The organism is Flaviflagellibacter deserti (assembly GCF_042652085.1).
Taxonomy (GTDB): Bacteria; Pseudomonadota; Alphaproteobacteria; order Rhizobiales; family Methylopilaceae; genus Flaviflagellibacter; species Flaviflagellibacter deserti.
The window spans coordinates 338,521-357,733 of record NZ_JBHSJF010000001.1; the positions used below are offsets into that span (position 1 = coordinate 338,521).

Annotated in this window: 20 protein-coding genes; 9 read left to right on the forward strand and 11 right to left on the reverse strand. The window is 65.5% G+C overall.

Annotated elements, in window-relative coordinates; all coding sequences use genetic code 11:
- Positions 1 to 3 precede the first annotated feature (3 nt).
- Positions 4 to 582 carry a hypothetical protein gene (locus ACFPFW_RS01730; protein WP_379769157.1) on the reverse strand — a complete coding sequence of 193 codons (579 nt, stop codon included), beginning with the start codon at positions 580 to 582 and terminating at the stop codon, positions 4 to 6.
- 122 nt (positions 583 to 704) lie between these two features.
- On the opposite strand from ACFPFW_RS01730, the gene ACFPFW_RS01735 reads away from it, so the two are divergent.
- Positions 705 to 1,184: a YbaK/EbsC family protein gene (locus tag ACFPFW_RS01735; RefSeq protein WP_114955497.1), complete on the forward strand. Its 480-nt coding sequence runs from the start codon at positions 705 to 707 to the stop codon at positions 1,182 to 1,184.
- Here ACFPFW_RS01735 and ACFPFW_RS01740 read toward each other — a convergent pair.
- Positions 1,174 to 2,127, reverse strand: a complete 954-nt coding sequence (locus tag ACFPFW_RS01740; RefSeq protein WP_114955498.1) for a glutathione S-transferase family protein — start codon at positions 2,125 to 2,127, stop codon at positions 1,174 to 1,176. The two genes, ACFPFW_RS01735 and ACFPFW_RS01740, sit on opposite strands and share 11 nt — an antisense overlap.
- A gap of 284 nt (positions 2,128 to 2,411) precedes the next feature.
- On the opposite strand from ACFPFW_RS01740, the gene ACFPFW_RS01745 reads away from it, so the two are divergent.
- Positions 2,412 to 2,918, forward strand: coding sequence for a GNAT family N-acetyltransferase (locus ACFPFW_RS01745; RefSeq protein ID WP_114955499.1), 507 nt, complete (start codon positions 2,412 to 2,414; stop codon positions 2,916 to 2,918).
- Here ACFPFW_RS01745 and ACFPFW_RS01750 read toward each other — a convergent pair.
- From ACFPFW_RS01750 to ACFPFW_RS01770, 5 genes are read right to left on the reverse strand one after another with little or no spacing between them, the layout of a single operon-like run.
- The gene (locus tag ACFPFW_RS01750; protein WP_114955500.1) at positions 2,903 to 3,118 is read right to left on the reverse strand and encodes a hypothetical protein; all 216 of its coding nucleotides are present in this window, start codon (positions 3,116 to 3,118) and stop codon (positions 2,903 to 2,905) included. The two genes, ACFPFW_RS01745 and ACFPFW_RS01750, sit on opposite strands and share 16 nt — an antisense overlap.
- A 54-nt stretch (positions 3,119 to 3,172) precedes the next feature.
- Positions 3,173 to 5,254, reverse strand: coding sequence for a hypothetical protein (locus tag ACFPFW_RS01755; RefSeq protein ID WP_114955501.1), 2,082 nt, complete (start codon positions 5,252 to 5,254; stop codon positions 3,173 to 3,175).
- A gap of 10 nt (positions 5,255 to 5,264) precedes the next feature.
- Entirely contained in the window at positions 5,265 to 8,072 is a 2,808-nt protein-coding gene (locus ACFPFW_RS01760; protein WP_114955502.1) for a DUF4159 domain-containing protein, read from the reverse strand.
- Complete coding sequence (locus tag ACFPFW_RS01765; RefSeq protein ID WP_114955503.1) at positions 8,069 to 8,983, reverse strand: DUF58 domain-containing protein; 915 nt, start codon at positions 8,981 to 8,983, stop codon at positions 8,069 to 8,071. The genes ACFPFW_RS01760 and ACFPFW_RS01765 overlap by 4 nt, the downstream gene beginning before the upstream one ends.
- A gap of 8 nt (positions 8,984 to 8,991) precedes the next feature.
- Positions 8,992 to 9,996 (reverse strand): AAA family ATPase, encoded by a 1,005-nt coding sequence (locus tag ACFPFW_RS01770; RefSeq protein WP_114955504.1) that lies wholly within the window; start codon positions 9,994 to 9,996, stop codon positions 8,992 to 8,994.
- A 204-nt stretch (positions 9,997 to 10,200) separates the two neighbouring features.
- On the opposite strand from ACFPFW_RS01770, the gene ACFPFW_RS01775 reads away from it, so the two are divergent.
- From ACFPFW_RS01775 to ACFPFW_RS01785, 3 genes are read left to right on the forward strand one after another with little or no spacing between them, the layout of a single operon-like run.
- Positions 10,201 to 10,479 (forward strand): DUF6111 family protein, encoded by a 279-nt coding sequence (locus ACFPFW_RS01775; protein WP_114955505.1) that lies wholly within the window; start codon positions 10,201 to 10,203, stop codon positions 10,477 to 10,479.
- The gene (locus ACFPFW_RS01780) at positions 10,476 to 11,687 is read left to right on the forward strand and encodes a CCA tRNA nucleotidyltransferase (protein WP_114955506.1); all 1,212 of its coding nucleotides are present in this window, start codon (positions 10,476 to 10,478) and stop codon (positions 11,685 to 11,687) included. Before ACFPFW_RS01775 ends, ACFPFW_RS01780 begins: the two co-directional genes overlap by 4 nt.
- A gap of 58 nt (positions 11,688 to 11,745) precedes the next feature.
- On the forward strand, positions 11,746 to 12,246 hold the full coding sequence (locus ACFPFW_RS01785) for a DUF3016 domain-containing protein (RefSeq protein WP_114955507.1): 501 nt from the start codon (positions 11,746 to 11,748) through the stop codon (positions 12,244 to 12,246).
- Positions 12,247 to 12,250: 4 nt separating this feature from the next.
- Here ACFPFW_RS01785 and hemF read toward each other — a convergent pair whose 3' ends face one another.
- The gene (gene hemF, locus ACFPFW_RS01790) at positions 12,251 to 13,120 is read right to left on the reverse strand and encodes an oxygen-dependent coproporphyrinogen oxidase (RefSeq protein WP_114955508.1); all 870 of its coding nucleotides are present in this window, start codon (positions 13,118 to 13,120) and stop codon (positions 12,251 to 12,253) included.
- 247 nt (positions 13,121 to 13,367) lie between these two features.
- On the opposite strand from hemF, the gene petA reads away from it, so the two are divergent.
- The 4 genes from petA to ACFPFW_RS01810 all read left to right on the forward strand — a co-directional run bounded on the left by petA (position 13,368) and on the right by ACFPFW_RS01810 (position 16,784).
- Entirely contained in the window at positions 13,368 to 13,934 is a 567-nt protein-coding gene (gene petA / locus ACFPFW_RS01795) for a ubiquinol-cytochrome c reductase iron-sulfur subunit (protein WP_379769167.1), read from the forward strand.
- Between the two features lie 34 nt (positions 13,935 to 13,968).
- Positions 13,969 to 15,249 (forward strand): cytochrome b, encoded by a 1,281-nt coding sequence (locus tag ACFPFW_RS01800; RefSeq protein WP_114955510.1) that lies wholly within the window; start codon positions 13,969 to 13,971, stop codon positions 15,247 to 15,249.
- A gap of 32 nt (positions 15,250 to 15,281) precedes the next feature.
- Positions 15,282 to 16,124, forward strand: a complete 843-nt coding sequence (locus tag ACFPFW_RS01805) for a cytochrome c1 (RefSeq protein ID WP_114955511.1) — start codon at positions 15,282 to 15,284, stop codon at positions 16,122 to 16,124.
- 126 nt (positions 16,125 to 16,250) lie between these two features.
- Entirely contained in the window at positions 16,251 to 16,784 is a 534-nt protein-coding gene (locus tag ACFPFW_RS01810; protein ID WP_114955512.1) for an adenine phosphoribosyltransferase, read from the forward strand.
- A 32-nt stretch (positions 16,785 to 16,816) separates the two neighbouring features.
- Here ACFPFW_RS01810 and nfi read toward each other — a convergent pair whose 3' ends face one another.
- Genes nfi through pth form a run of 3 tightly spaced genes read right to left on the reverse strand, consistent with a single transcriptional unit; the run spans position 16,817 to position 19,199 of the window.
- A complete protein-coding gene (gene nfi / locus ACFPFW_RS01815; RefSeq protein WP_114955513.1) occupies positions 16,817 to 17,482 on the reverse strand; it encodes a deoxyribonuclease V in 666 nt (221 codons plus the stop codon).
- Positions 17,482 to 18,579: a redox-regulated ATPase YchF gene (gene ychF, locus ACFPFW_RS01820; RefSeq protein WP_114955514.1), complete on the reverse strand. Its 1,098-nt coding sequence runs from the start codon at positions 18,577 to 18,579 to the stop codon at positions 17,482 to 17,484. The genes nfi and ychF overlap by 1 nt, the downstream gene beginning before the upstream one ends.
- Positions 18,580 to 18,584: 5 nt before the next feature.
- Positions 18,585 to 19,199 (reverse strand): aminoacyl-tRNA hydrolase, encoded by a 615-nt coding sequence (pth, locus tag ACFPFW_RS01825; protein WP_114955515.1) that lies wholly within the window; start codon positions 19,197 to 19,199, stop codon positions 18,585 to 18,587.
- Positions 19,200 to 19,213 lie beyond the last annotated feature (14 nt).

Below are 19,213 nucleotides of genomic sequence, written 5' to 3' on the forward strand. Positions count from 1 at the left end.
AGTCTAGCGGATCCCGGCATCCCAGAGAACGCCCGCGCCCCAGAAGCTCAGCAGTGCGACGCCAATTCCGAGGATAAGCATCAGCAGGAGCGAGCTGACACCGCCCTTTACCTTCCGGGGCGTCTCTTCGGCGTCCGAGGCATACGTTTCGGCGACGGTCGCCGCCTGCGGGCCGATATCCGAAATCAGAGCCTTTTCGCGCTCGACCATCCGCCGCGCCACATAGTCGGTGATCGCCTGGGTCATGCCCGGAAGGCTGTCGGTTTCGGCGATCAGCTTGCGGCCGTAGCGGCTGTCCTGGAAGAAGCGATAGGTGCGCTTGTCGCGGCCCATTTCGACGAAGCCGAGCACGTCGACGAAGAGACGGGCGGGGTCCCCCGGCAGGATCGCCGCGTCGAACAGGTCGACCTCGTCGGGCACCTGCGCGAAGACCGGTTCCAGCTTTTCCTTCAGGAGATCGAGACGGGCGAGTTCGACGGTTCGAAGCTCGACCAGAACGCCACTGCGTTCTGCCGATTCCGCCCGGGCACGGCGGAGCGCCTCACGGAGGCTCGGTACGGAGACGTCGCGACTCTGCTCCATGGCTTGGTTAACTCGCGGTTACTATTTCGGCACGTTAGCGGCGCTCCGCGGCGAACGGAAGAGCCCTGATACTTGCGTGCCGCGCGTCCTCGCCGCAGGAAGAATGCGGAGGTGCGATCACGATGGAAGAATTGCCGGCAAGCGTGCAGCGCGTCGCCTCGGCCGCGCGCGAAGCGGGGCTCGATCTCGAGATCCGCCTCATGACGGAGAGCACGCGAACGGCGGCCGAGGCTGCCGTCGCCTGTGGGACCAGCGAGGCGCAGATCGTCAAATCGCTGATCTTCGAGGGCAGGGAGACAGGTACACCGTTGCTCTTCCTCGTCGCCGGCAGCAATCGTCTCGACGAGGGCAAGGTCGCGGCCCATCTCGGCGAGCCTTTGGCCCGCCCGAACGCGCAAAAGGTGAGGGAGATTTCCGGCTATGCGATTGGTGGCATCCCACCGATCGGCCATGCGACTCGCTTGACGACCTATATCGACCCGACGCTCCTGACCTTCGACGAGGTCTGGGCTGCTGCCGGCACGCCGAACTCGATCTTTCCCGTGGATCCGAGGCGGCTAAAGGCCGCGACCCTCGCCGAGGAACTCGACCTTAAAGCTTGAGCTCGGGTCCGACCGGCACGATCCGCGTCGGATTGATGGTCGCGTGGCTCCAGTAATAGTGCGTCTTGATGTGATCGAACTTCACCGTACCGGCGATACCTGGCCAGCGGTAGAGACGGATCAGGTAGTCGTTCAGGAACCGGTAGTCCGACAGCCGCCGGATATTGCACTTGAAGTGGCCGTAATAGACGGCGTCGAAACGGACGAGCGTCGTGAAGAGGCGCCAGTCGGCCTCGGTCGGCTGATCGTTGCCGACCAGGAAGTCCGTCCGCGCCAGCCGCGCCTCGACCTCGTCGAGGGCGTTGAACAGCGAGCGGACAGCCTCTTCATAGGTGTCCTGGTTCGCCGCGAAACCCGCTTTGTAGACGCCGTTGTTGATATGGTCGTAGACCAATGCGTTGACGGCATCGATCCGGTCGCGCAGCACCGGCGGGTAATAGTCGGTCTTTGCTTCGGTGAAGGCATCGAAGGCCGAGTTCATCATCCGGATGATGTCCGCCGATTCGTTGGAAACGATCGTCCCGCGCTTCTTGTCCCAGAGGATCGGTACGGTCGAGCGGCCGGAATAGGTCGGGTTCGCGGCCGTGTAGACTTCGTACAGCTTCGATTTTCCGAGCACGTCGTCGGCCGTACTGCCCGGGAAATCGCCAAATACCCAGCCGTTCTCGCCCATGTGGGGATCGACGACCGAAACCGAAATCACGCTCTCGAGCTTTTTCAGGACGCGGAAGATCAGGGTCCGGCTGGCCCAGGGGCAGGCGTAGGACACGTACAGGTGGTATCGTCCCGGCTCGGCCGCAAAGCCGCCTTCGCCCGAAGGACCGGGATTCCCGTCCGCGGTCACCCAGTTGCGAAAGCGGGCCGCCTCCCGCTCGAACCGACCGCCCGTACTGGACGTATCATACCATTGGTCACGCCACACGCCATCGACGAGCAGACCCATGAGCGCCCCCTGCGCCTCTGTTCTTTGGACAATTTTAAAGAGAGGTTCCCGTATCCAGCATGCCTTGAGATTGCGCGCAACCAGATTGTGGCTTCCACCTATTCTGCGTTGCTGGACTGATGGGAGCCGACGTGATAAGCGCGCGGTCTCCTTGTGGAATTAAACGATGCTCCTGCGACGACGTTCCAGTGACCGGCGCCTTTCGACGCGCCCCTCTGCTCGCCGCTAAGTATCTGTCAGGACGCAGACTTTCGGCGCTCTGCACCGTCGCGGGAACTGCTTCCATGACCTCTTTGCCTCTCGATATCATGACCGAAGGACCCGACGCGGCGTCTTCGGTTGAAAAGCTTCATGAGCGGGCGTTCGGCCCCGGACGCTTTGCGCGCAGCGCATTCCGACTCAGGGAAGGCGTGCCGCACATCGACGACCTGTCCTTCGTTGCGCGAGTCGGCACCTTCCTCGTCGGCTCGGTCCGGGTCAGCCCTATCGCGATCGGCGGAACGCCGGCCCTCCTGCTGGGTCCGCTGACGGTCGAGCCGGCCTTCATGAACCGGGGAATCGGCTCGGCGCTGATGGACCGGGCGCTGGCTGCGGCTGAGGCAGCAGGCCACCGGCTGGTCCTGCTCGTCGGTGACGAACCCTTCTATGCGCGCTCAGGCTTCAAGCGGATCGCGCCCGGGCGGGTGCGGATGCCCGGTCCGGTCGATCCGAACCGGGTCCTGATCCGTGAGCTCGTTGCCGGCGCCTTCGAGGGCGTGTCCGGCGACGCCGAGGCCTATCGCACTCCCTGATCCATATCGTTGAGCGGGTCCTTCATGCCTTCCGGCACCAAGATCTCGATCGCCAGGCCATCCTGAATGCTGAGCGCCGCGGGCGGAACCGCGGCTTCGAACGCCGCTTCCTTGGTCATGTAGGGGCCGGCTTCGTCACCGTCGTGCAGCACGAAGAACTCGGCGCCGCGCGAGATGATTTCGTATACTGCCTTGGCCATTCTGATCTCCCTGTTGTCTCAGGAAGAAATCGCATCGGCGCGCGGTGGTTCCGGCTAGCGGCCTTCGCGCGCCCAGGCGGCGGCGCTGGCGCCGATCAGAAGCAGCAGACCGAGCAGGCCGGCGAACATCGGGAAGATGTCGAGCCCCCGCACGACCTCGGCTTCCGGCTGGCGGACGCCGATCCAGTCCGAACCCTGCGCGCGCGCGCCGGCACGGACGGCGACGAGGCGGGGCAGTTCGATCGAGCCATCCTGCTCGGCGATGCGGCGTACCGAACCGCCGGTCGCGTTCGCGATCGGCTGCAAGCGGTCGGGCGTCGAGGCGATTTCCTGGAATTCACGCGCATTCACCGGGCCGACATTGGCGAGCGCCGTGAACGTACCGTCATCGGCGCGATGCAGGCCCATCTCGCCGGTTTCGAGAGTCGCGGTGAACAGGCCGGGCTCGGATTGATTGAGCGTCACTGTCCGAGTTGCGCCCGAGGGGAGGGTGAGCGTCACCGGCGATGCGTTGTCGGCCATGGTCTGGCGCTCGATGGTCAGCGCGCCCCCGCGTGCGTGCATGCTGAGCGCCTCTTCCTCAAGGTCCGGTTCCTTCATCAGCCAATGCGCCATGCGACGCAGCAGATCGAGATGCGGGCCGCCGCCCTCGAAGCCGCGCGCCCATAGCCAGACATGATCCGAGAGGAACAGCGCGACGCGGCCTTCCTCCTCGCGTGACAGGATCAGCAGGGGATCGTCATTCGCACCGGACATCAGGGACTGGCCGCCGCGCTGGCGGGTCTCGACCAGGCGGAAGAACTGGCTCCAGCTCGGCTCGGCGCCAGCCTCCTTCGCATCGCCCGGCAGATCGCGGGTCACGGGATGGCGTTTGCCGAGATCGGTGACATGAGGCTTGTAGGCCTGTTGCAGCACGCCGCCGAGCGGTTCGGCGGGCAGGACGTCGCCGAGCGGAGTCTCCGACAGGCTGCCCGGTCCGGCATAATCGGGACCGGCCGCGACCAGCACCGCACCGCCCTCGCGGACATATTGCGCGATGTTGTCGAAGTAGAGCAGGGGAAGGATACCCTGACGCGCATAGCGGTCGAAGATGATCAGGTCGAAGTCCGAGATCTTCGTCACGAACAGTTCGCGCGTCGGGAAAGCGATCAGCGACAACTCGTTGATCGGCGTGCCGTCCTGCTTCTCGGGCGGGCGCAGGATGGTGAAGTGGACGAGGTCGACATTGGCGTCGGCCTTCAGCAGGTTGCGCCAGGTCCGCTCGCCGGAATGCGGCTCGCCGGAAACGAGAAGGACGCGCAGCTTTTCGCGCACGCCCTCGATCTGAAGCGCGGCGCGGTTGTTCGTCAGCGTCAGCTCGTTCTCAGCCGGAGCGGCCTCTATCTCGACGACGTTCGGGCCGGCATGGGTGATTGGCACCTCGACGGTGGTCTCGCGGCCGGGCACCACGATCAGTCGGGAAATCTCCTCGCCGTCTCGGCGGGCGACGACGCCGATCGAACCGCGTAGCTCGATGCCGGTGTCCTCGACGCGGAAGCCGACCGTCTGCGTCTTGTCGACGATGCCGAAGCGGGGTGTCTGGGTCAGGACGATGCGGCGGTCGCGCTCCGCCGGACGGCCGGTGAGGAGGCCGTGCACGGGCGCGTCGAAGCCGAGCGCGGCGACGTTCTCAGGCACGTCATGGACCACGCCATCGGTGATCATGATGGCGCCCGCGACCCGGTCCGGCGGGACGTCGGCCATGCCGGCGGAGAGTGCGCGGAAGAGTTCGGTGCCGTCGGAACCGGAACCCGGCCCGCCGCCCTCGATGACGCGGATCTCGGTGTTCGTCAGTGACTTGGCGCGTTCCTGAATAGCCGCGAGTGCCTCGGCGGAGCGCTGGTCGCGGCCGTCGAGATTCTGGCTCGGGCTCTTGTCGACGACGACGGCAAGGACGTTCGGCAGGCCTTCGCGCTCCTGACGGGTGATCGAGGGATTAGAGACCGCCAGCAACAGCAGCGCGATCGCAACGCCCCTGAGCGTCGCGCCGCGCGGCCGGAACCAGGCGAGCGCGATCAACGCGAGAAACGCTGCCACGCCGAGCGCGACCAGCGGCCAGAACGGGACGAGAGGCGAGAAGGACAGGTCGAAATTCATCGCGCGGCCCTCACTGTCCCAGCCGTTCGAGCAGAGCGGGGATGTGCACCTGGTCGGCTTTGTAATTGCCGGTCAGGGCGTACATCACGATGTTGATGCCGGCCCGGTAGGCCATTTCGCGCTGGCGCGGATCGGATGGCACGGTCGGCAGCATGGGCTGGCCGCGCTCGTCGATCGCCCAGGCGCCGGCGAGGTCGTTCGAGGTGATCAGGATCGGCGAGACGCCGTCGCCGGAGCGCACGGGATCGGCCTCTCCGCTCTCGGTCTGTTCGGCGGTCGGCAGCGCCTCGACCCAGAGCGGGCCGGTGCGGTAGCGGCCCGGAAAGTCCGGCAGCAGATAGAAGCTCTTGGTCAGGACGTGATTGGCCGGAACCTGTTCGAGCTCGGGAATGTCGAGCCCGGCCAGGATGCGGCGGAGCGATTGGCTGCTTTCCGGCGCGGAGCCGGTCGCCGAATAGATCGCGTCGCGCGTGTCGAACAGGATCGTGCCCCCGCGCTTCATATAGGCATCGACGCGGGAAACGGCCTCCGATGACAGTGCCGGGGCATTGTCTCCGACCGGCCAGTAGATCAGCGGATAGAACGCCATCTCGTCGCGCGCCGGATCCACGCCGATCGGATCGCCCGGCTCGAAGGCGGTGCGCTGGGAGAGCTGCAGGCTCAGCCCGCGAAGTCCGGCTTCACTGGTCTCGTCGATCGTCCGGTCGCCGGTGATGATGTAGGCGAGGCTCGTGCGGAGCGCGGCCTGGAGGTCCTTCTGGCTGACATCCTGCGCCGAGGCCGGGGGCGGGGCGGCTACGAAGGCCAGCGCGAGCAGAATACCGGCGACCGCGCCGCGGCGGCGGATGCGCTGGAGGCTGCCCGACAGGATCAGGACGAGGAGCGTGTCGACGAGGAAGGCGATCAGCGCGCCGACCAGAAGCCAGGGCGCGAGCCGGGTCGGCTCGACATTCGCGTAGCCGCGCACGGAAGCGGTGATGCCATTGAGGTCGAGACGCGCCAGTTTCGCGTCGGGCGCCAGCGCGTTGACCGCGACGAAGCCGTCCGGCGGGCCGTAGATGCCCGGAGGATGCGTGGCGTCGGCAGCGGCGAGGCCCGTGGCCGGAACCGGCTGTGCGGTCGGCGGCGGTGCGCGGAAGGCCCCCGAGCCGTCGAGGGTGCGTGTCGGGGACAGCGAGGGAGTTTCGGGCGCGGGTGCGTTGGAGGCTGCGGCGGCGCCTGCTTCGGTCGTGCGTGGCGCCTCGCCCGCGAGCGCAACGGTGCGGCGGAGCATTTCGACGAACAGGCCGGAGATCGGCAGGTTCGACCACACCGTGTCGGCCGTCACATGGAACAGGACGAGCAGGCCCTGGCCGTCGTGGCGGGCGGTGACGAGCGGCGTGCCGTCGCCGAGCACCGCCCAAGTGCGGCTCGCGAGATCCGGGTCGGGTTCGGCGAGAACCTGTCGGTTGACCACCACGTCTTCGGTCACGGGCAGGCCGGCGAACGGGCTTTCCGGCGGGAACTGGCCGAGCGGCTGGGGGGTCGACCATGCGAGTGCGCCGCCGAGCACACGGCCGCCGCGACGCAGCCGAACCGGGACGAGGTCGTCGCCTTCGGCAGCGGCAAGGCGCGTTCCGGCGAAGCGGAGAAGCATGCCGCCGTTCTGCACCCAGGTCGTGAGCGCATCCTTGGCGTGCGGCGTCAAAGTGCCGACATCGGCGAGCGCGATCACCGGCACGCCGTCCTCGATGAAGCGCTGGATCGAATCCGACGGCGAGCCGCCGGATGAATTGCGGACGTCGGCGAAGGGTTCGAGTGCGCGACTGAGATAATAGACCGGGGAGAGCAGAGGCTGCGCGGTGTCCGACGTCGCGCCCGAGACGATGCCGACCGCGCGGCGGCGCCAGCGTTCGTCGAGAAGCTGCACGCCGCCGGCCGAGCGGCCATCGGTCAGCTCGATACGGGCGACTTCGTTGCGGAGCTCCAGAGGCATTTCGAGCCGCGCCTTCGTTTCGGTTTCGTTCGCGCCCAAGGTGTACCGAGTCTCGCCGAGCGGCCGTCCGCGAAGGTCGAAGGCGCGGACAAGACCTGTTTCGCCCGTACCCGTCTCGGCGCGAAGCACGCGTGCGGTCAGTGCGTCCGGGGCATTGTCCGCGGCGGCGAGGGCGCGAGCACTGTTCTGCGGAACGTGGACGGCGAGGCGGCTGTCATTGCCGAGCTTTGATAGCGGGTCGGCGAAGCCCCGCCCGTTGCCCGTTTCAAGCCCGTCCGAGAGCCAGGTGACGTCGCTGCCCGCATGATCCGCCACGAAACGCGAGATCGCGGGAAGATGCGAGGTGCGGTCGCGGGTGAAGGGCTGCGGCGTGATCAGCTTCAGGGCATCGCGCGCCTGCGAGGCCGTTCCGACTACGATATCGGCCGGCTCGCCGCTGAGACCGAGCAGGGCAACCGGTCGGTCCGCGGTCTCGGCCGCGGTGAGTTCGGCTTCAGCGGTTGCGATCCGCGCTTCCCAATCGGGAGCGGCCGGCCAGCCGTCGTCTACGAGCAACAGGAGCGGTCCGGAGCCCGGCGCGGCGGTCGATGCCGGGTTCAGGATCGGCCCGGCGAGGAACAAGATGATCAGCGCGGCCAGACCGAGCCGCAGCGCCACCAGCCACCATGGCGTCCGGGCAGCCGTCTCCTCGGTTGGCACGATGTCGAGCAGGAGCCGGAGCGGCGGGAAATCGACCTTGCGCGGCCTTGGCGGCACGAGGCGCAGCAGCCAATAGAGCGCCGGCAGCCCCAGCAGCGCGGTCAGCATCCAGGGACTGAGGAAGGCAAGGCCGAGCGCGCTCATCCGGTCAGGCCTTCTGGTCGCTCGGCAAGCCGGGCGTGGAGAGCGAGGAGAGCTTCGGAGGCGCCGCGATCGGTCCGGTGCAGGGCGATCGACCAGCCGATCGGAGTGGCCAGATCCCTCAGCGAGTCACGGTGCAACGCGAGGCGGCGGGTATAGTCGGCGCGGAGATCCTGGGCGCGACCAAACGTGAATTTGCCGGCGCCCTCGGGCTCGATGAACTCCGTGCGGCCGGAGAAGGGGAAGGTTTCTTCGACAGGATCGGAGATCGCCATCAGGTGGCCGCGCGCGCCACGGCCGGCAATGCCGTTGACCGCCTGGACGATCTCATCGACCGGTTCGAGGAAGTCGCCGATCAGCACTGCTTCCGAGAGAGGGGACAAAGCCGCCGGGCGTGGCAGGCCCTCGTCGGCTCCGGCATGGATCAGGGTTTCGGCCAGGATATCGACCGCGCGCCGGCTCGACGTCGGTGCGCCGAGGCCGAGCAAACCCACTCGTTCGCCGCCGCGCACGAGGATGTCGGCCAGAGCGAGCGCCAGGATAACCGCGCGCTCGACTTTCGAATCCTGCGCGAGGTTCGACTTGAAGTTCATCGAGCGCGAGCGGTCGATCCAGATCCAGACCGTGTGCGCTGCTTCCCATTCCTGTTCGCGGACATAGAGATGATCGCCGCGTGCGGATCGGCGCCAATCGACCCGGCTTGCGGACTCGCCCGAGGCAAACCGCCGAAATTGCCAGAAATTCTCGCCCGTGCCGGAACGCCGGCGTCCATGGAGGCCGTGGATGACGGTGGCGGATGTGCGTCTTGCCGCTACAACCAGTCTCGGCATCGCGGCGGCCAGTTCCAGCGCTCCGCCCCGGTGGCGCGGACCAATTCCGGTTTCAGTCGGGTCGAGCGTCCGGACTTGGACCATCCCGCTCCTCAGACGAGCTTCGCCGTTAGGCGTTTGACGACGTCGGGGATCGTCTGCCCCTCGGCGCGCGCGGCGAAGGTGAGCGCCATCCTGTGCTTGAGAACGGGCTCCGCGAGATCAATCACGTCATCGACAGATGGAGCAAAGCGTCCTTCGAGCAAGGCCCGGGCACGAACCGCGAGCATCAGCGACTGGCTGGCGCGCGGGCCGGGACCCCAGGCGATCAGGGGCGCGATGGCCGGATCGGCGGTTTCCGGACGGGCCGAACGAACGAGATCGAGGATCGCGTCGACCACGCTGTCGCCGACCGGAAGGCGGCGGATCAGCCGCTGGGCGGCAAGAAGGTCGTCCGCGGTCATGACGGTACGCGGCTTCACTTCGTCGGCGCCCGTGGTCTCCAGCAGAATGCGGCGTTCCTCGGCGCGGCCGGGATAGGCCACGTCGATCTGCATCAGGAAGCGGTCGAGCTGCGCCTCGGGCAGGGGATAGGTGCCTTCCTGCTCCAGCGGGTTCTGCGTCGCCAGCACGTGGAAAGGAGCCGGCAGGTCGTAGCGCGCGCCGGCCACCGTGACGTGGTGTTCCTGCATCGCCTGCAGCAGCGCCGACTGGGTGCGCGGGCTGGCGCGGTTGATCTCGTCGGCCATCAGGAGCTGGGCGAAGATCGGGCCACGGATGAAGCGGAACGCACGCGCTCCGCCCTGGCCTTCTTCAAGGACTTCCGAACCGAGAATGTCGGAGGGCATCAAGTCCGGGGTGAACTGAACGCGGCGGGCATCCATGCCGAGCACGGTGCCCATCGCCTCGACCAGTTTCGTCTTGGCAAGGCCCGGAACGCCCACGAGCAGCGCGTGGCTTCCGCAGAGTACCGTCAGGAGCGCCCGTTCGACCACGGTCTCCTGACCGAAAATGATCTCGCCAAGGGCGGCTTTGGCGGCCGTGACGTTGTCGATCATGCCTTCCGCAGAGCGGAGGATCATGGCGTCCAGGGATTCGGCTTCGGCGGTTGGGCTCATCGGGCCTCCTCGATGCAGTTTACGCAACATCCACGCCATGAGTGCCCGTCTGGCTTGCATGGCTCATGTACGTTGAGAGTATGGTGCCGGGTCGAAAAGGGCGAGAGCGTGACGCCCATACATTCCGTCAACGTGGCTGTGGCAGGATGATGAAACGCCCGGTCTCGTCTCCGGAGAGTGAATTCAAAACGGGCAATTAGCCGAATGATCCGCCTCGTCATCCCAAGCATCCTGCTCTTTTCACTGCCCTTTGCTGTCTATTATGTGTGGCTGAAGCTTGAGCAGCGCCGACACCCTGAGACGACCTGGGCTGTCACAAATCTCCTGTGGGCAGCAGTCGTGGGTGCGGCGCTTTCACTCGGGGGCTTCGTCTTCTTCGTCGACCCTACCGGCGCGCCGCCTGATTCCATCTATGTCCCGCCCCGCTACGAGGACGGCGTTCTGGTGCCTGGCCATTTCGAGCCGCGTCACAAGGCGAAATGATGGGCGCCATCCGGCAAGTCCTCGCGGAGCGCCATCTCGCCAGGCTGTTCGAGGCGCTGGACGGGCAGGGTGAGGAAATCCGCATCGCGGGGGGAGCCGTGCGCGACGCGCTGCTCGGCACCGTTCCGGACGAGATCGACCTTGCCACGACCGCGCTTCCGGACGAGATCGTCCGCCGCGCCGAGGCGGCTGGGCTCAAACCGGTGCCGACCGGCATCGAGCACGGCACGGTCACGGTGGTTGTCGACGGACGCCCGTTCGAGGTGACGACGTTGCGCCGCGACGTCGAGACCGACGGCCGCCATGCGGTGGTCGCGTTCGGCCGGGATTGGGAAGAGGACGCCAAAAGGCGCGATTTCACCATCAACGGCCTGTTCCTCGACCGCGAGGGTCAGGTTCATGACTTCATAGGTGGCAAGTCCGACATCGAGGCGCGCCGTATCCGCTTCATCGGCGACGCCACCACCCGCATTCGCGAGGATTATCTTCGCATCCTGCGCTTCTTCCGCTTCTTCGCCCGATACGCGGACGGCGATCCCGACGAGGAGGCGCTTCACGCCGCGATCGCCGAGCGCGAAGGTCTGCTCAACCTGTCCCGTGAGCGGATTCGTGTCGAACTCCTGAAGACACTCGCGGCCCGGCGAGCCGCGGACGCATTTGACATCTTGTCCGAGACCGGCCTGTTCGGTCTGGTCACCGGCGGAATTGCGCGTCTGTCGCGGTTGCGCCGCCTGTGGGAGCTTGAGCAGATTCTTGGCCGACGGCCAGACCCGGTTCTCAGGCTCGCCGCTGTTGGATTGTTCGTAGAGGACGATGCGGAGCGGCTGCGCGAAAGGCTGAGATTGTCGAACGAGGAGGCTGGCAGGCTGCGTGCATTGGCCGGACCGCCGTTCGATGCCAGCGGCGAGGCGTCATCGAAAGTCCTGCTCTACCGGCTCGGCGCACCGACATATGACGGCAGGGTCATGCTCGGCTGGATCGATGCCGGGGCTTCGCCGATGGATTTCGCCTGGCGCGATCGTCTCACGCTGCCGGAGCGCTGGACCGCGCCGCGCTTTCCGATCGGTGGAACCGACCTTTCGAGGTGGGGCGTCGATAAGGGACCGGAAATGGGCAGTCTCTTGAAAGCGCTCGAGGAACGCTGGATTGCAGCCGGTTTCCCGGACGATATGGATTTCGGCGCCGAACTCGCGCGGATCAGAGGCTGACAGCGAAGCGGGCAGACACCACATCCAGGTCTCGATTTCCCGGAGAGGTGGCGCATCGATGATGAAGCCCGCTTTGATCGCCGCCATCCTGCTGGCGGCATCGGTTCCCGCTCATGCCGACGTACGGGTCAGCTTCTCCGACCCGTCCAAGTTCAGCGATGCCAGCTATATCGACCGCCGGACGCCGAAGACCGGGAGCGGCGCGCTCCGTCAGATCGAGGCCTATCTGGTTCGCCTCGGCGATCAATATCTCGCGCCAGGGCAGCGGGCCGAGATCGAGATTCTGAATGTCGACCTCGCCGGAGAATACCGCCCATGGCTGCGCGGTGGCTTCGACGACGTCAGGATCGTCGACGACATCACGCCGCCGAGCATCAAGGTCCGTTATCGCCTGCTGGAACGCGGACGGGTGGTGCTGGCGGGTGAGGAACGCGTCACCGACATGAATTATCTCTGGGGCGGATACCGCTCTTCATCGGACAGCCTGTCCCACGAGAAGACCATGCTCCGGACCTGGTTCCGCAAGCGCTTCCTCAATCGCATACCGCCGCGCGCCTGATTTTCTAGGGCCACTTCACCAGTGGCGGCATGGACGACAGGATCGAATCGACATTGCCGCCGGTCTTCAGGCCGAAAATGGTGCCGCGATCGTAGAGCAGGTTGAATTCGACGTAGCGGCCCCGCCGTACCAGCTGCTCGTCGCGATCGGCCTTGGTCCAAGGCGTATTCATGTTACGCCGCACGATCTCGGGATAGATCGCGAGGAACGCTTCGCCGACGGCCTGGGTGAAGGCGAAATCAGCTTCGAAGTTTCCCGAATCCAGCCAGTCGTAGAAGATGCCGCCGACGCCACGGGGCTCGTTCCTGTGTTTCAACCAGAAATACTCGTCGCACCAAGCCTTGTAGCGCTCGTAATCGGCGACCGGATGGGCGCGGCAGGCGGCCTCGAAGGCCGTGTGGAAATCCTTGGTGTCCGGATCATCCTGGGTGCGGCGCCGGTCGAGCACGGGGGTGAGATCGCCGCCGCCGCCGAACCAGGTCTTGGTCGTCCGCACATGCCGCGTGTTCATATGGACGGCAGGGACGTTCGGATTGCGTGGATGGGCGATCAGGGAGATGCCCGAGGCCCAGAAGCGCGGATCCTCCTCGGCGCCGGGAATCTGGCCACGGAACTCCGGCGAGAACTCGCCGAACACGGTCGAGCAGTGGACGCCGCATTTCTCGAAGACTCGCCCCGAGATCATCGACATCATGCCGCCGCCGCCGGGACGACCGGCATGGTCGGTGCGCTGCCAGGGCGTACGGACGAATCGGCCGGCCCCCAGCCCCTCGTTTCCGGGGGCATCCGCTGCCTCGTCCTCAAGCGATTCGAAGGTCGCGCAGATCCTGTCGCGGAGTTCCTCGAACCAGGCAGTCGTTGAATTCTGATCCATACTCTCATCGTTGTTGGCGACGTTCGGAGGCTTTCTATAGAAGCCGTGCCGACTTGGCCTTGCGTGCGATCAAACGAATCCGTGCGACATGGTGTCGTGCGGAAGGCCTCACTCTGGACAAATACCAATCTGCGAGCCAATAACGCCCGCTAAATCATCGGGCGTACGACGTTCGTACGAGCCTCATCTTGTCGGTCGGAAGACTGCGGGAGGGCAACCCAGAAACTCCAGGAATGAGGTGACGGACGTGGCGACGCCGAGCTTGGTTGAACCGACCCGCCGAGACTTCCTCTATCTGGCGACTGGCGCAGTGGCTGTTGTCGGCGCTGGTGCCGTTGCGTGGCCCTTCATCAACCAGATGAACCCGGACGCCTCGACACTGGCGCTTGCATCGACCGAGGTCGACATCGCGCCGATCGCGGAAGGTCAGAGCATCACTGTCAAATGGCGCGGCCGCCCGGTCTTCGTGCGTCACCGCACGGCGAAGGAGATCGAAGAGGGCAAGGCCGTTCCGCTGTCCGATCTCGTCGATCGTGCCGCCCGCAATCCGAACATCGACGGTGGCGACACTGCCGATGCGACCGACCAGAACCGTGCCGCCGCCGGCAAGGAGCAGTGGCTGATCATGATCGGTACCTGTACCCATCTCGGCTGCGTGCCGCTCGGTCAGGCCGGCGATTACGACGGCTGGTTCTGCCCGTGCCACGGCTCGCACTACGATACGGCCGGCCGTATCCGTAAGGGCCCGGCGCCGGAGAACCTGCATATCCCGCCGTACGCTTTCACGAACGACACCACGATCCGGATCGGTTGATCCGGCCCTCCGAGGCCGCCAAGGCGAGATAACGATGAGCGGACATTCGACCTACAACCCGCAGAACCCGGTGCTGAAGTGGTTCGAGGCCCGGCTGCCGATCGTCGGCTTGATCCACTCCTCGTTCGTCGCCTATCCGACGCCGCGCAACCTGAACTATTGGTGGACCTTCGGCGCCATCCTGTCGGTCATGCTCGGCGTCCAGATCATCACTGGCGTCGTGCTCGCCATGCACTACACGCCGCATGTCGATCTCGCCTTCAACTCCGTCGAGCACATCATGCGCGACGTGAACTACGGCTGGCTGCTGCGCTACATGCACGCCAACGGCGCGTCCATGTTCTTCATCGCCGTCTACATCCACATGTTCCGTGGTCTCTATTACGGCTCCTACAAGGCGCCGCGTGAGGTGCTGTGGATGCTGGGCGTCGTCATCTTCCTGCTGATGATGGCCACCGGCTTCATGGGGTACGTGCTGCCGTGGGGTCAGATGTCGCTCTGGGGCGCCATCGTCATCACCAATCTCTTCTCGGCGATCCCGATCGTCGGCGAGTACGTCACCACCTGGCTGTGGGGCGGCTTCTCGGTCGATAATCCGACGCTGAACCGCTTCTTCTCGCTGCACTACCTGCTGCCGTTCATGATCGCGGGCGTCGTCGGCCTGCATATCTGGGCGCTGCATGTCACCGGCCAGAACAACCCGACCGGCGTCGAGGTGAAATCGACGAGCGACACCGTGGCATTCACGCCCTATGCCACGCTGAAGGACGGCTTCGCGGTCGTCTGCTTCTTCATCTTCTTCGCTTGGTTCATCTTCTACACGCCGAACTATCTCGGCCACGCGGACAACTACATCCGCGCCAACCCGCTGCAGACGCCGGCGCACATTGTTCCGGAATGGTACTTCCTGCCGTTCTACGCGATCCTGCGTGCCATCCCGTCGAAGCTCGGCGGCGTGGTGGCCATGTTCAGCGCCATCATCGTGCTGTTCTTCCTGCCCTGGCTCGACACTGCGAAGGTCCGCTCGGCGAAGTATCGTCCGCTGTATCGCTACTTCTTCTGGATATTCGTCGTCGTCTGCATCCTGCTCGGCTATATCGGCGCGAGCCCGCCCGAGGGCCTCTACATCACGGTCGGCCGCTTGCTGACGGCTTACTACTTCCTGCACTTCCTCGTGATCCTGCCGGTTCTCGGCCTCGTCGAGAAACCACTCCCGCTGCCGGCCTCGATCACGGAAGCCGTGCTTGGACCGAACCATGGCGGCGTTTCCGTCGTGCCGTCGTCGAGCGCCGCCGCACCGGAGCGCAGAGCTTGATCCGCGACCGCCTGTCCCCGAGGACCCGCCCGATGACGCATGCTCTCGTCCAGGCCGTGAAAGCGGCAGCCGTTGCGATCGCCGTGTTCGCCGCGACGCCAAGCCTCGCCGCGGAAGGCGGCGCTCATCCGGAAAAGGCTGGCTGGAGCTTCAGCGGCCCGTTGGGTCACTTCGACCGTGGCCAGCTGCAGCGCGGCTTCAAGGTCTATCGCGAGGTCTGTGCCAGCTGTCACTCGATGAACCTGATCTCGTTCCGCAACCTGATGGAAGAGGGCGGTCCGGAATTCTCGGAAGGCCAGGTCCGTCAGCTCGCGAGCGAATACAAGGTCACCGACGGTCCGAACGATGCAGGCGAGATGTTCGAGCGCCCGGCCCGTCTGTCCGATCGCTTCCCGTCGCCGTTCCCGAACGAGCAGGCGGCACGCGCAGCCCAGGGCGGCGCCTATCCGCCGGACTTCTCGCTACTGGCCAAGGCCCGCACCTATTCGCGCGGTGTCTGGCTGTCGCTGCTCGACCTCGTCCTGCAGTACCAGGAGCACGGCCCGGACTACATTCACGCTCTGCTCACCGGCTATGACCATCAGCCGCCGGAGGGTTCGCACGGCCAGACCGGCCTGCACTACAACCCGTATTTCCCGGGCGGCTGGATTGCGATGCCAAAGCCGATCAGCGACGGCCAGGTCGAGTATCCGGACGGCTCGCCGACCACGGTCGAGCAGTATTCGCGCGACGTCTCGGCGTTCATGATGTGGGCTGCCGAGCCGCATCTCGAAACCCGCAAGCGCATCGGCTTCCAGGTGATGGTCTTCCTCATCATCTTCGCCGGCCTGCTGTACTTCACCAAGAAGAAGGTCTGGAGCGACGTCGCTCACTGATCTTCGCCACCAGTCGCGAACGGGCCCTGCGGGGCCCGTTTTCATGTCCGGTTCTGAAAGCGCTTTGACACGGCGGGCGTACTGAGCATGATGCCGCCCCCGCCCGATCCCCTCTGAAGAGATCCAATGTCTTCCGAACTCGAAGCCCTGATCCGCACGATTCCGGACTACCCCAAGCCGGGCATCATGTTCCGCGACATCACCACGCTGCTGCAGCATCCAAAGGGCCTCAAGCTTTCGGTTGACGGTCTGGCGGAGAAGTTCAGCCGCGAGGAGATCGACCTCGTCGCCGGCATCGAGGCGCGTGGCTTCATCCTCGGCGGCGCGGTCGCCCATGTCCTCGGCAAGGGCTTCGTGCCGATCCGCAAGAAGGGCAAGCTGCCCCACGTCACGCTGAGCCAGGAATATGCGCTCGAATATGGCGTCGACCATGTCGAGGTACACGCCGACGCCTGCAAGCCGGGCCAGAAGGTTCTCGTCATCGACGATCTGATCGCGACCGGCGGCACGGCAGAAGCGGGCCTTAATCTCATCCGGCGTCTCGGTGGTGTTCTGGTCGGAGCGGGTTTCGTCATCGACCTGCCGGAGCTCGGCGGAGCGGAGCGCCTGCGCAAGGCCGGCGTCCATGTTGAGTCGCTGGTTTCGTTCGCGGGGCATTGAGCGTTCCCCTCTCCCGCTTCGCAGGAGAGGGGCTACCCAAATACGCCGGCCGCCTTATGCGCCCGCCGGATCGGCTCTGGCAGACGATATTTCGGCGACGTCGCCATGATCAGTTCGATCGTCGTGTCGAGGTCGGCCAGATGTCCCGGCGAGACGAAGACCGGCTTGCAGCCCGGGCGCGTCCTAAGCGCCGCTCCGACGACCTCACCGCGATCAATGACCGGCGTCCAGGCGCCGCGTTCCGGACCGGACTCCTGATTGGTTCCGCAGAGCCGGTTCTTGGCATTGGCGATGGTCGGCACCCCGAGCCACAACCCCATATGGCTCGCGATGCCGACCCTGCGCGGGTGCAGATAACCCGAGCCGTCGAAGATGAAGACGTCCGGCGTGTGCCTGAGCTTCTCGAATGCCTCGACCAAAACCTCGCCCTCGCGGAATGAGAGCAGGCCGGGAACGTAGGGGAACGTCGTCGGACGCTGGGCGAGGGCGGTTTCCACCGGCTCGAAGCCCGGGAATGTCATCACCACGACCGCCGCCTGCGAGACCTCGTTCTTCACGCTGACGTCGACGCCCGCGACTGTCCTGATCGCGGAGAGATCAAGCGGGCGGTCGGCGATCACCTCGTGCCTCAGATCGTTCTGCAGCGCGATTGCCTCCTTGGGCGAGAGAGACCAGCTATGCCGTCTCTCGAGCTTCATCAGTTGGCGAAGCGGAAGTGCAGGACGTCGCCGTCGGCGACGACATATTCCTTGCCCTCGAGCCGGAGCTTGCCGGCATCGCGCGCGCCGCTCTCGCCCTTGAACTGGACGTAATCGTTATAGGCGATCGTCTCGGCGCGGATGAAGCCCTTCTCGAAATCCGAATGGATCACGCCCGCCGCAGCCGGGCCCTTGGTGCCCCTCTCGATGGTCCAGGCGCGGGCTTCCTTCGGGCCGACGGTGAAATAGGTCACGAGGCCGAGAAGGTCGTAGCCGGCACGGATCAGGCGGTCGAGGCCAGCTTCGCCGAGGCCGAGCGCTTCGAGGTATTCCGCGCGCTCCTCCTGCGGAAGAACCGCGATCTCGCTCTCGATGCGGGCCGAGATGGCGACGGCGACGGCGCCTTCTTCCTTTGCGCGGCGCTCGACTTCGGCGGAGTATTTGTTACCGGTCGCGGCCGATGCCTCGTCGACATTGGCGACATAGAGAACGGGCTTCGAGGTCAGCAGGTTGAGGGCCTGGAACGTGGCATGGTCCTCCGGGCGGATTTTGGCCATGCGCGCCGGCTTGCCCTCACGCAGGAGCGGCAGGACGATCTGGACGATGTCGAGGCTTTCCTTGGCTTCCTTGTCGCCGCCGCGAGCCTTCTTCTCGAGCGCGGTGACGCGCTTCTCCAGGCTGTCCAGGTCGGCCAGCATCAGCTCGGTCTCGACGGTTTCCGCATCGGCGAGCGGATCGATCTTTCCTTCGACATGGGTGATGTCGTCGTCCTCGAAGCAGCGCAGCACATAGGCCACGGCATCGACTTCGCGGATATGGGCGAGGAACTGGTTGCCGAGGCCTTCGCCCTGCGAGGCTCCGCGCACGAGGCCGGCGATGTCGACGAAGGTCAGGCGCGTCGGGATGATCTGCGCCGAGCCGCCGATCTCGGCCAGGGTGTCGAGACGCGGATCCGGAACGGCCACTTCACCGACATTCGGCTCGATGGTGCAGAACGGATAATTCGCCGCCTGCGCCGCCGCCGTCTGCGTGAGGGCGTTGAAGAGGGTCGACTTGCCGACGTTCGGCAGGCCGACGATGCCGCACTTGAAACCCATTCTCTCTAATCCTCTCGGCGCTCGCCCGGCCGCTTCGGAGCGGAGAAGCCCGCCGCGCTGAGCGCAAGATGCACTTTGTTCTGAAATCCCGTCTCGTCGCCTTTGGCGAGGAGGTCTGCGTTGTCTGCGATCGCATCGACAAGACAATTCACCCACTCGCGATCAGCTTTCGCGAAATCGCTGAGCACGTGGGCGTGGACGATATCCTTGATGCCGGGATGGCCGATGCCGATCCGTACCCGGATATAATCGTTGCCGATCGCCGGCGTGATCGAACGCAGCCCGTTATGGCCCGCATTGCCGCCGCCCGCCTTCACCCGCAGCTTCGCCGGAGCGAGATCGAGCTCGTCGTGGAACACGACCACGTCTGGCAGGGCGATCTTGAAGAAACGGACCGCCTCGGCAACCGAGCGGCCCGACTCATTCATGTAGGTCTTCGGCTTGAGCAGCAGCGTCTTCACGCCGCCGATCTCTCCGTCCGCCGCATCTGCCTGGAAGCGCGAACGCCAGGGGCTGAACCCCCAGCGCTGCGCGATGCGATCGACGGCCATGAATCCGATATTGTGGCGGTTGCCGGAATATTGGGATCCAGGATTGCCGAGGCCAACGAAGAGCCGCATGTGACGGCTCTTCT

Coding starts and splice junctions, on each gene's coding strand:
- ACFPFW_RS01805 (WP_114955511.1), top strand. CDS start 15,282: ATGACGCATGCTCTCGTCCAGGCCGTGAAAGCGGCAGCCGTTGCGATC.
- ACFPFW_RS01770 (WP_114955504.1), bottom strand. CDS start 9,996: ATGAGCCCAACCGCCGAAGCCGAATCCCTGGACGCCATGATCCTCCGC.
- ACFPFW_RS01740 (WP_114955498.1), bottom strand. CDS start 2,127: ATGGGTCTGCTCGTCGATGGCGTGTGGCGTGACCAATGGTATGATACG.
- ychF (WP_114955514.1), bottom strand. CDS start 18,579: ATGGGTTTCAAGTGCGGCATCGTCGGCCTGCCGAACGTCGGCAAGTCG.
- ACFPFW_RS01735 (WP_114955497.1), top strand. CDS start 705: ATGGAAGAATTGCCGGCAAGCGTGCAGCGCGTCGCCTCGGCCGCGCGC.
- ACFPFW_RS01810 (WP_114955512.1), top strand. CDS start 16,251: ATGTCTTCCGAACTCGAAGCCCTGATCCGCACGATTCCGGACTACCCC.
- ACFPFW_RS01730 (WP_379769157.1), bottom strand. CDS start 582: ATGGAGCAGAGTCGCGACGTCTCCGTACCGAGCCTCCGTGAGGCGCTC.
- ACFPFW_RS01745 (WP_114955499.1), top strand. CDS start 2,412: ATGACCTCTTTGCCTCTCGATATCATGACCGAAGGACCCGACGCGGCG.
- hemF (WP_114955508.1), bottom strand. CDS start 13,120: ATGGATCAGAATTCAACGACTGCCTGGTTCGAGGAACTCCGCGACAGG.
- pth (WP_114955515.1), bottom strand. CDS start 19,199: ATGCGGCTCTTCGTTGGCCTCGGCAATCCTGGATCCCAATATTCCGGC.
- ACFPFW_RS01760 (WP_114955502.1), bottom strand. CDS start 8,072: ATGAGCGCGCTCGGCCTTGCCTTCCTCAGTCCCTGGATGCTGACCGCG.
- ACFPFW_RS01775 (WP_114955505.1), top strand. CDS start 10,201: ATGATCCGCCTCGTCATCCCAAGCATCCTGCTCTTTTCACTGCCCTTT.
- ACFPFW_RS01800 (WP_114955510.1), top strand. CDS start 13,969: ATGAGCGGACATTCGACCTACAACCCGCAGAACCCGGTGCTGAAGTGG.
- ACFPFW_RS01785 (WP_114955507.1), top strand. CDS start 11,746: ATGATGAAGCCCGCTTTGATCGCCGCCATCCTGCTGGCGGCATCGGTT.
- nfi (WP_114955513.1), bottom strand. CDS start 17,482: ATGAAGCTCGAGAGACGGCATAGCTGGTCTCTCTCGCCCAAGGAGGCA.
- ACFPFW_RS01780 (WP_114955506.1), top strand. CDS start 10,476: ATGATGGGCGCCATCCGGCAAGTCCTCGCGGAGCGCCATCTCGCCAGG.
- ACFPFW_RS01765 (WP_114955503.1), bottom strand. CDS start 8,983: ATGGTCCAAGTCCGGACGCTCGACCCGACTGAAACCGGAATTGGTCCG.
- ACFPFW_RS01750 (WP_114955500.1), bottom strand. CDS start 3,118: ATGGCCAAGGCAGTATACGAAATCATCTCGCGCGGCGCCGAGTTCTTC.
- ACFPFW_RS01755 (WP_114955501.1), bottom strand. CDS start 5,254: ATGAATTTCGACCTGTCCTTCTCGCCTCTCGTCCCGTTCTGGCCGCTG.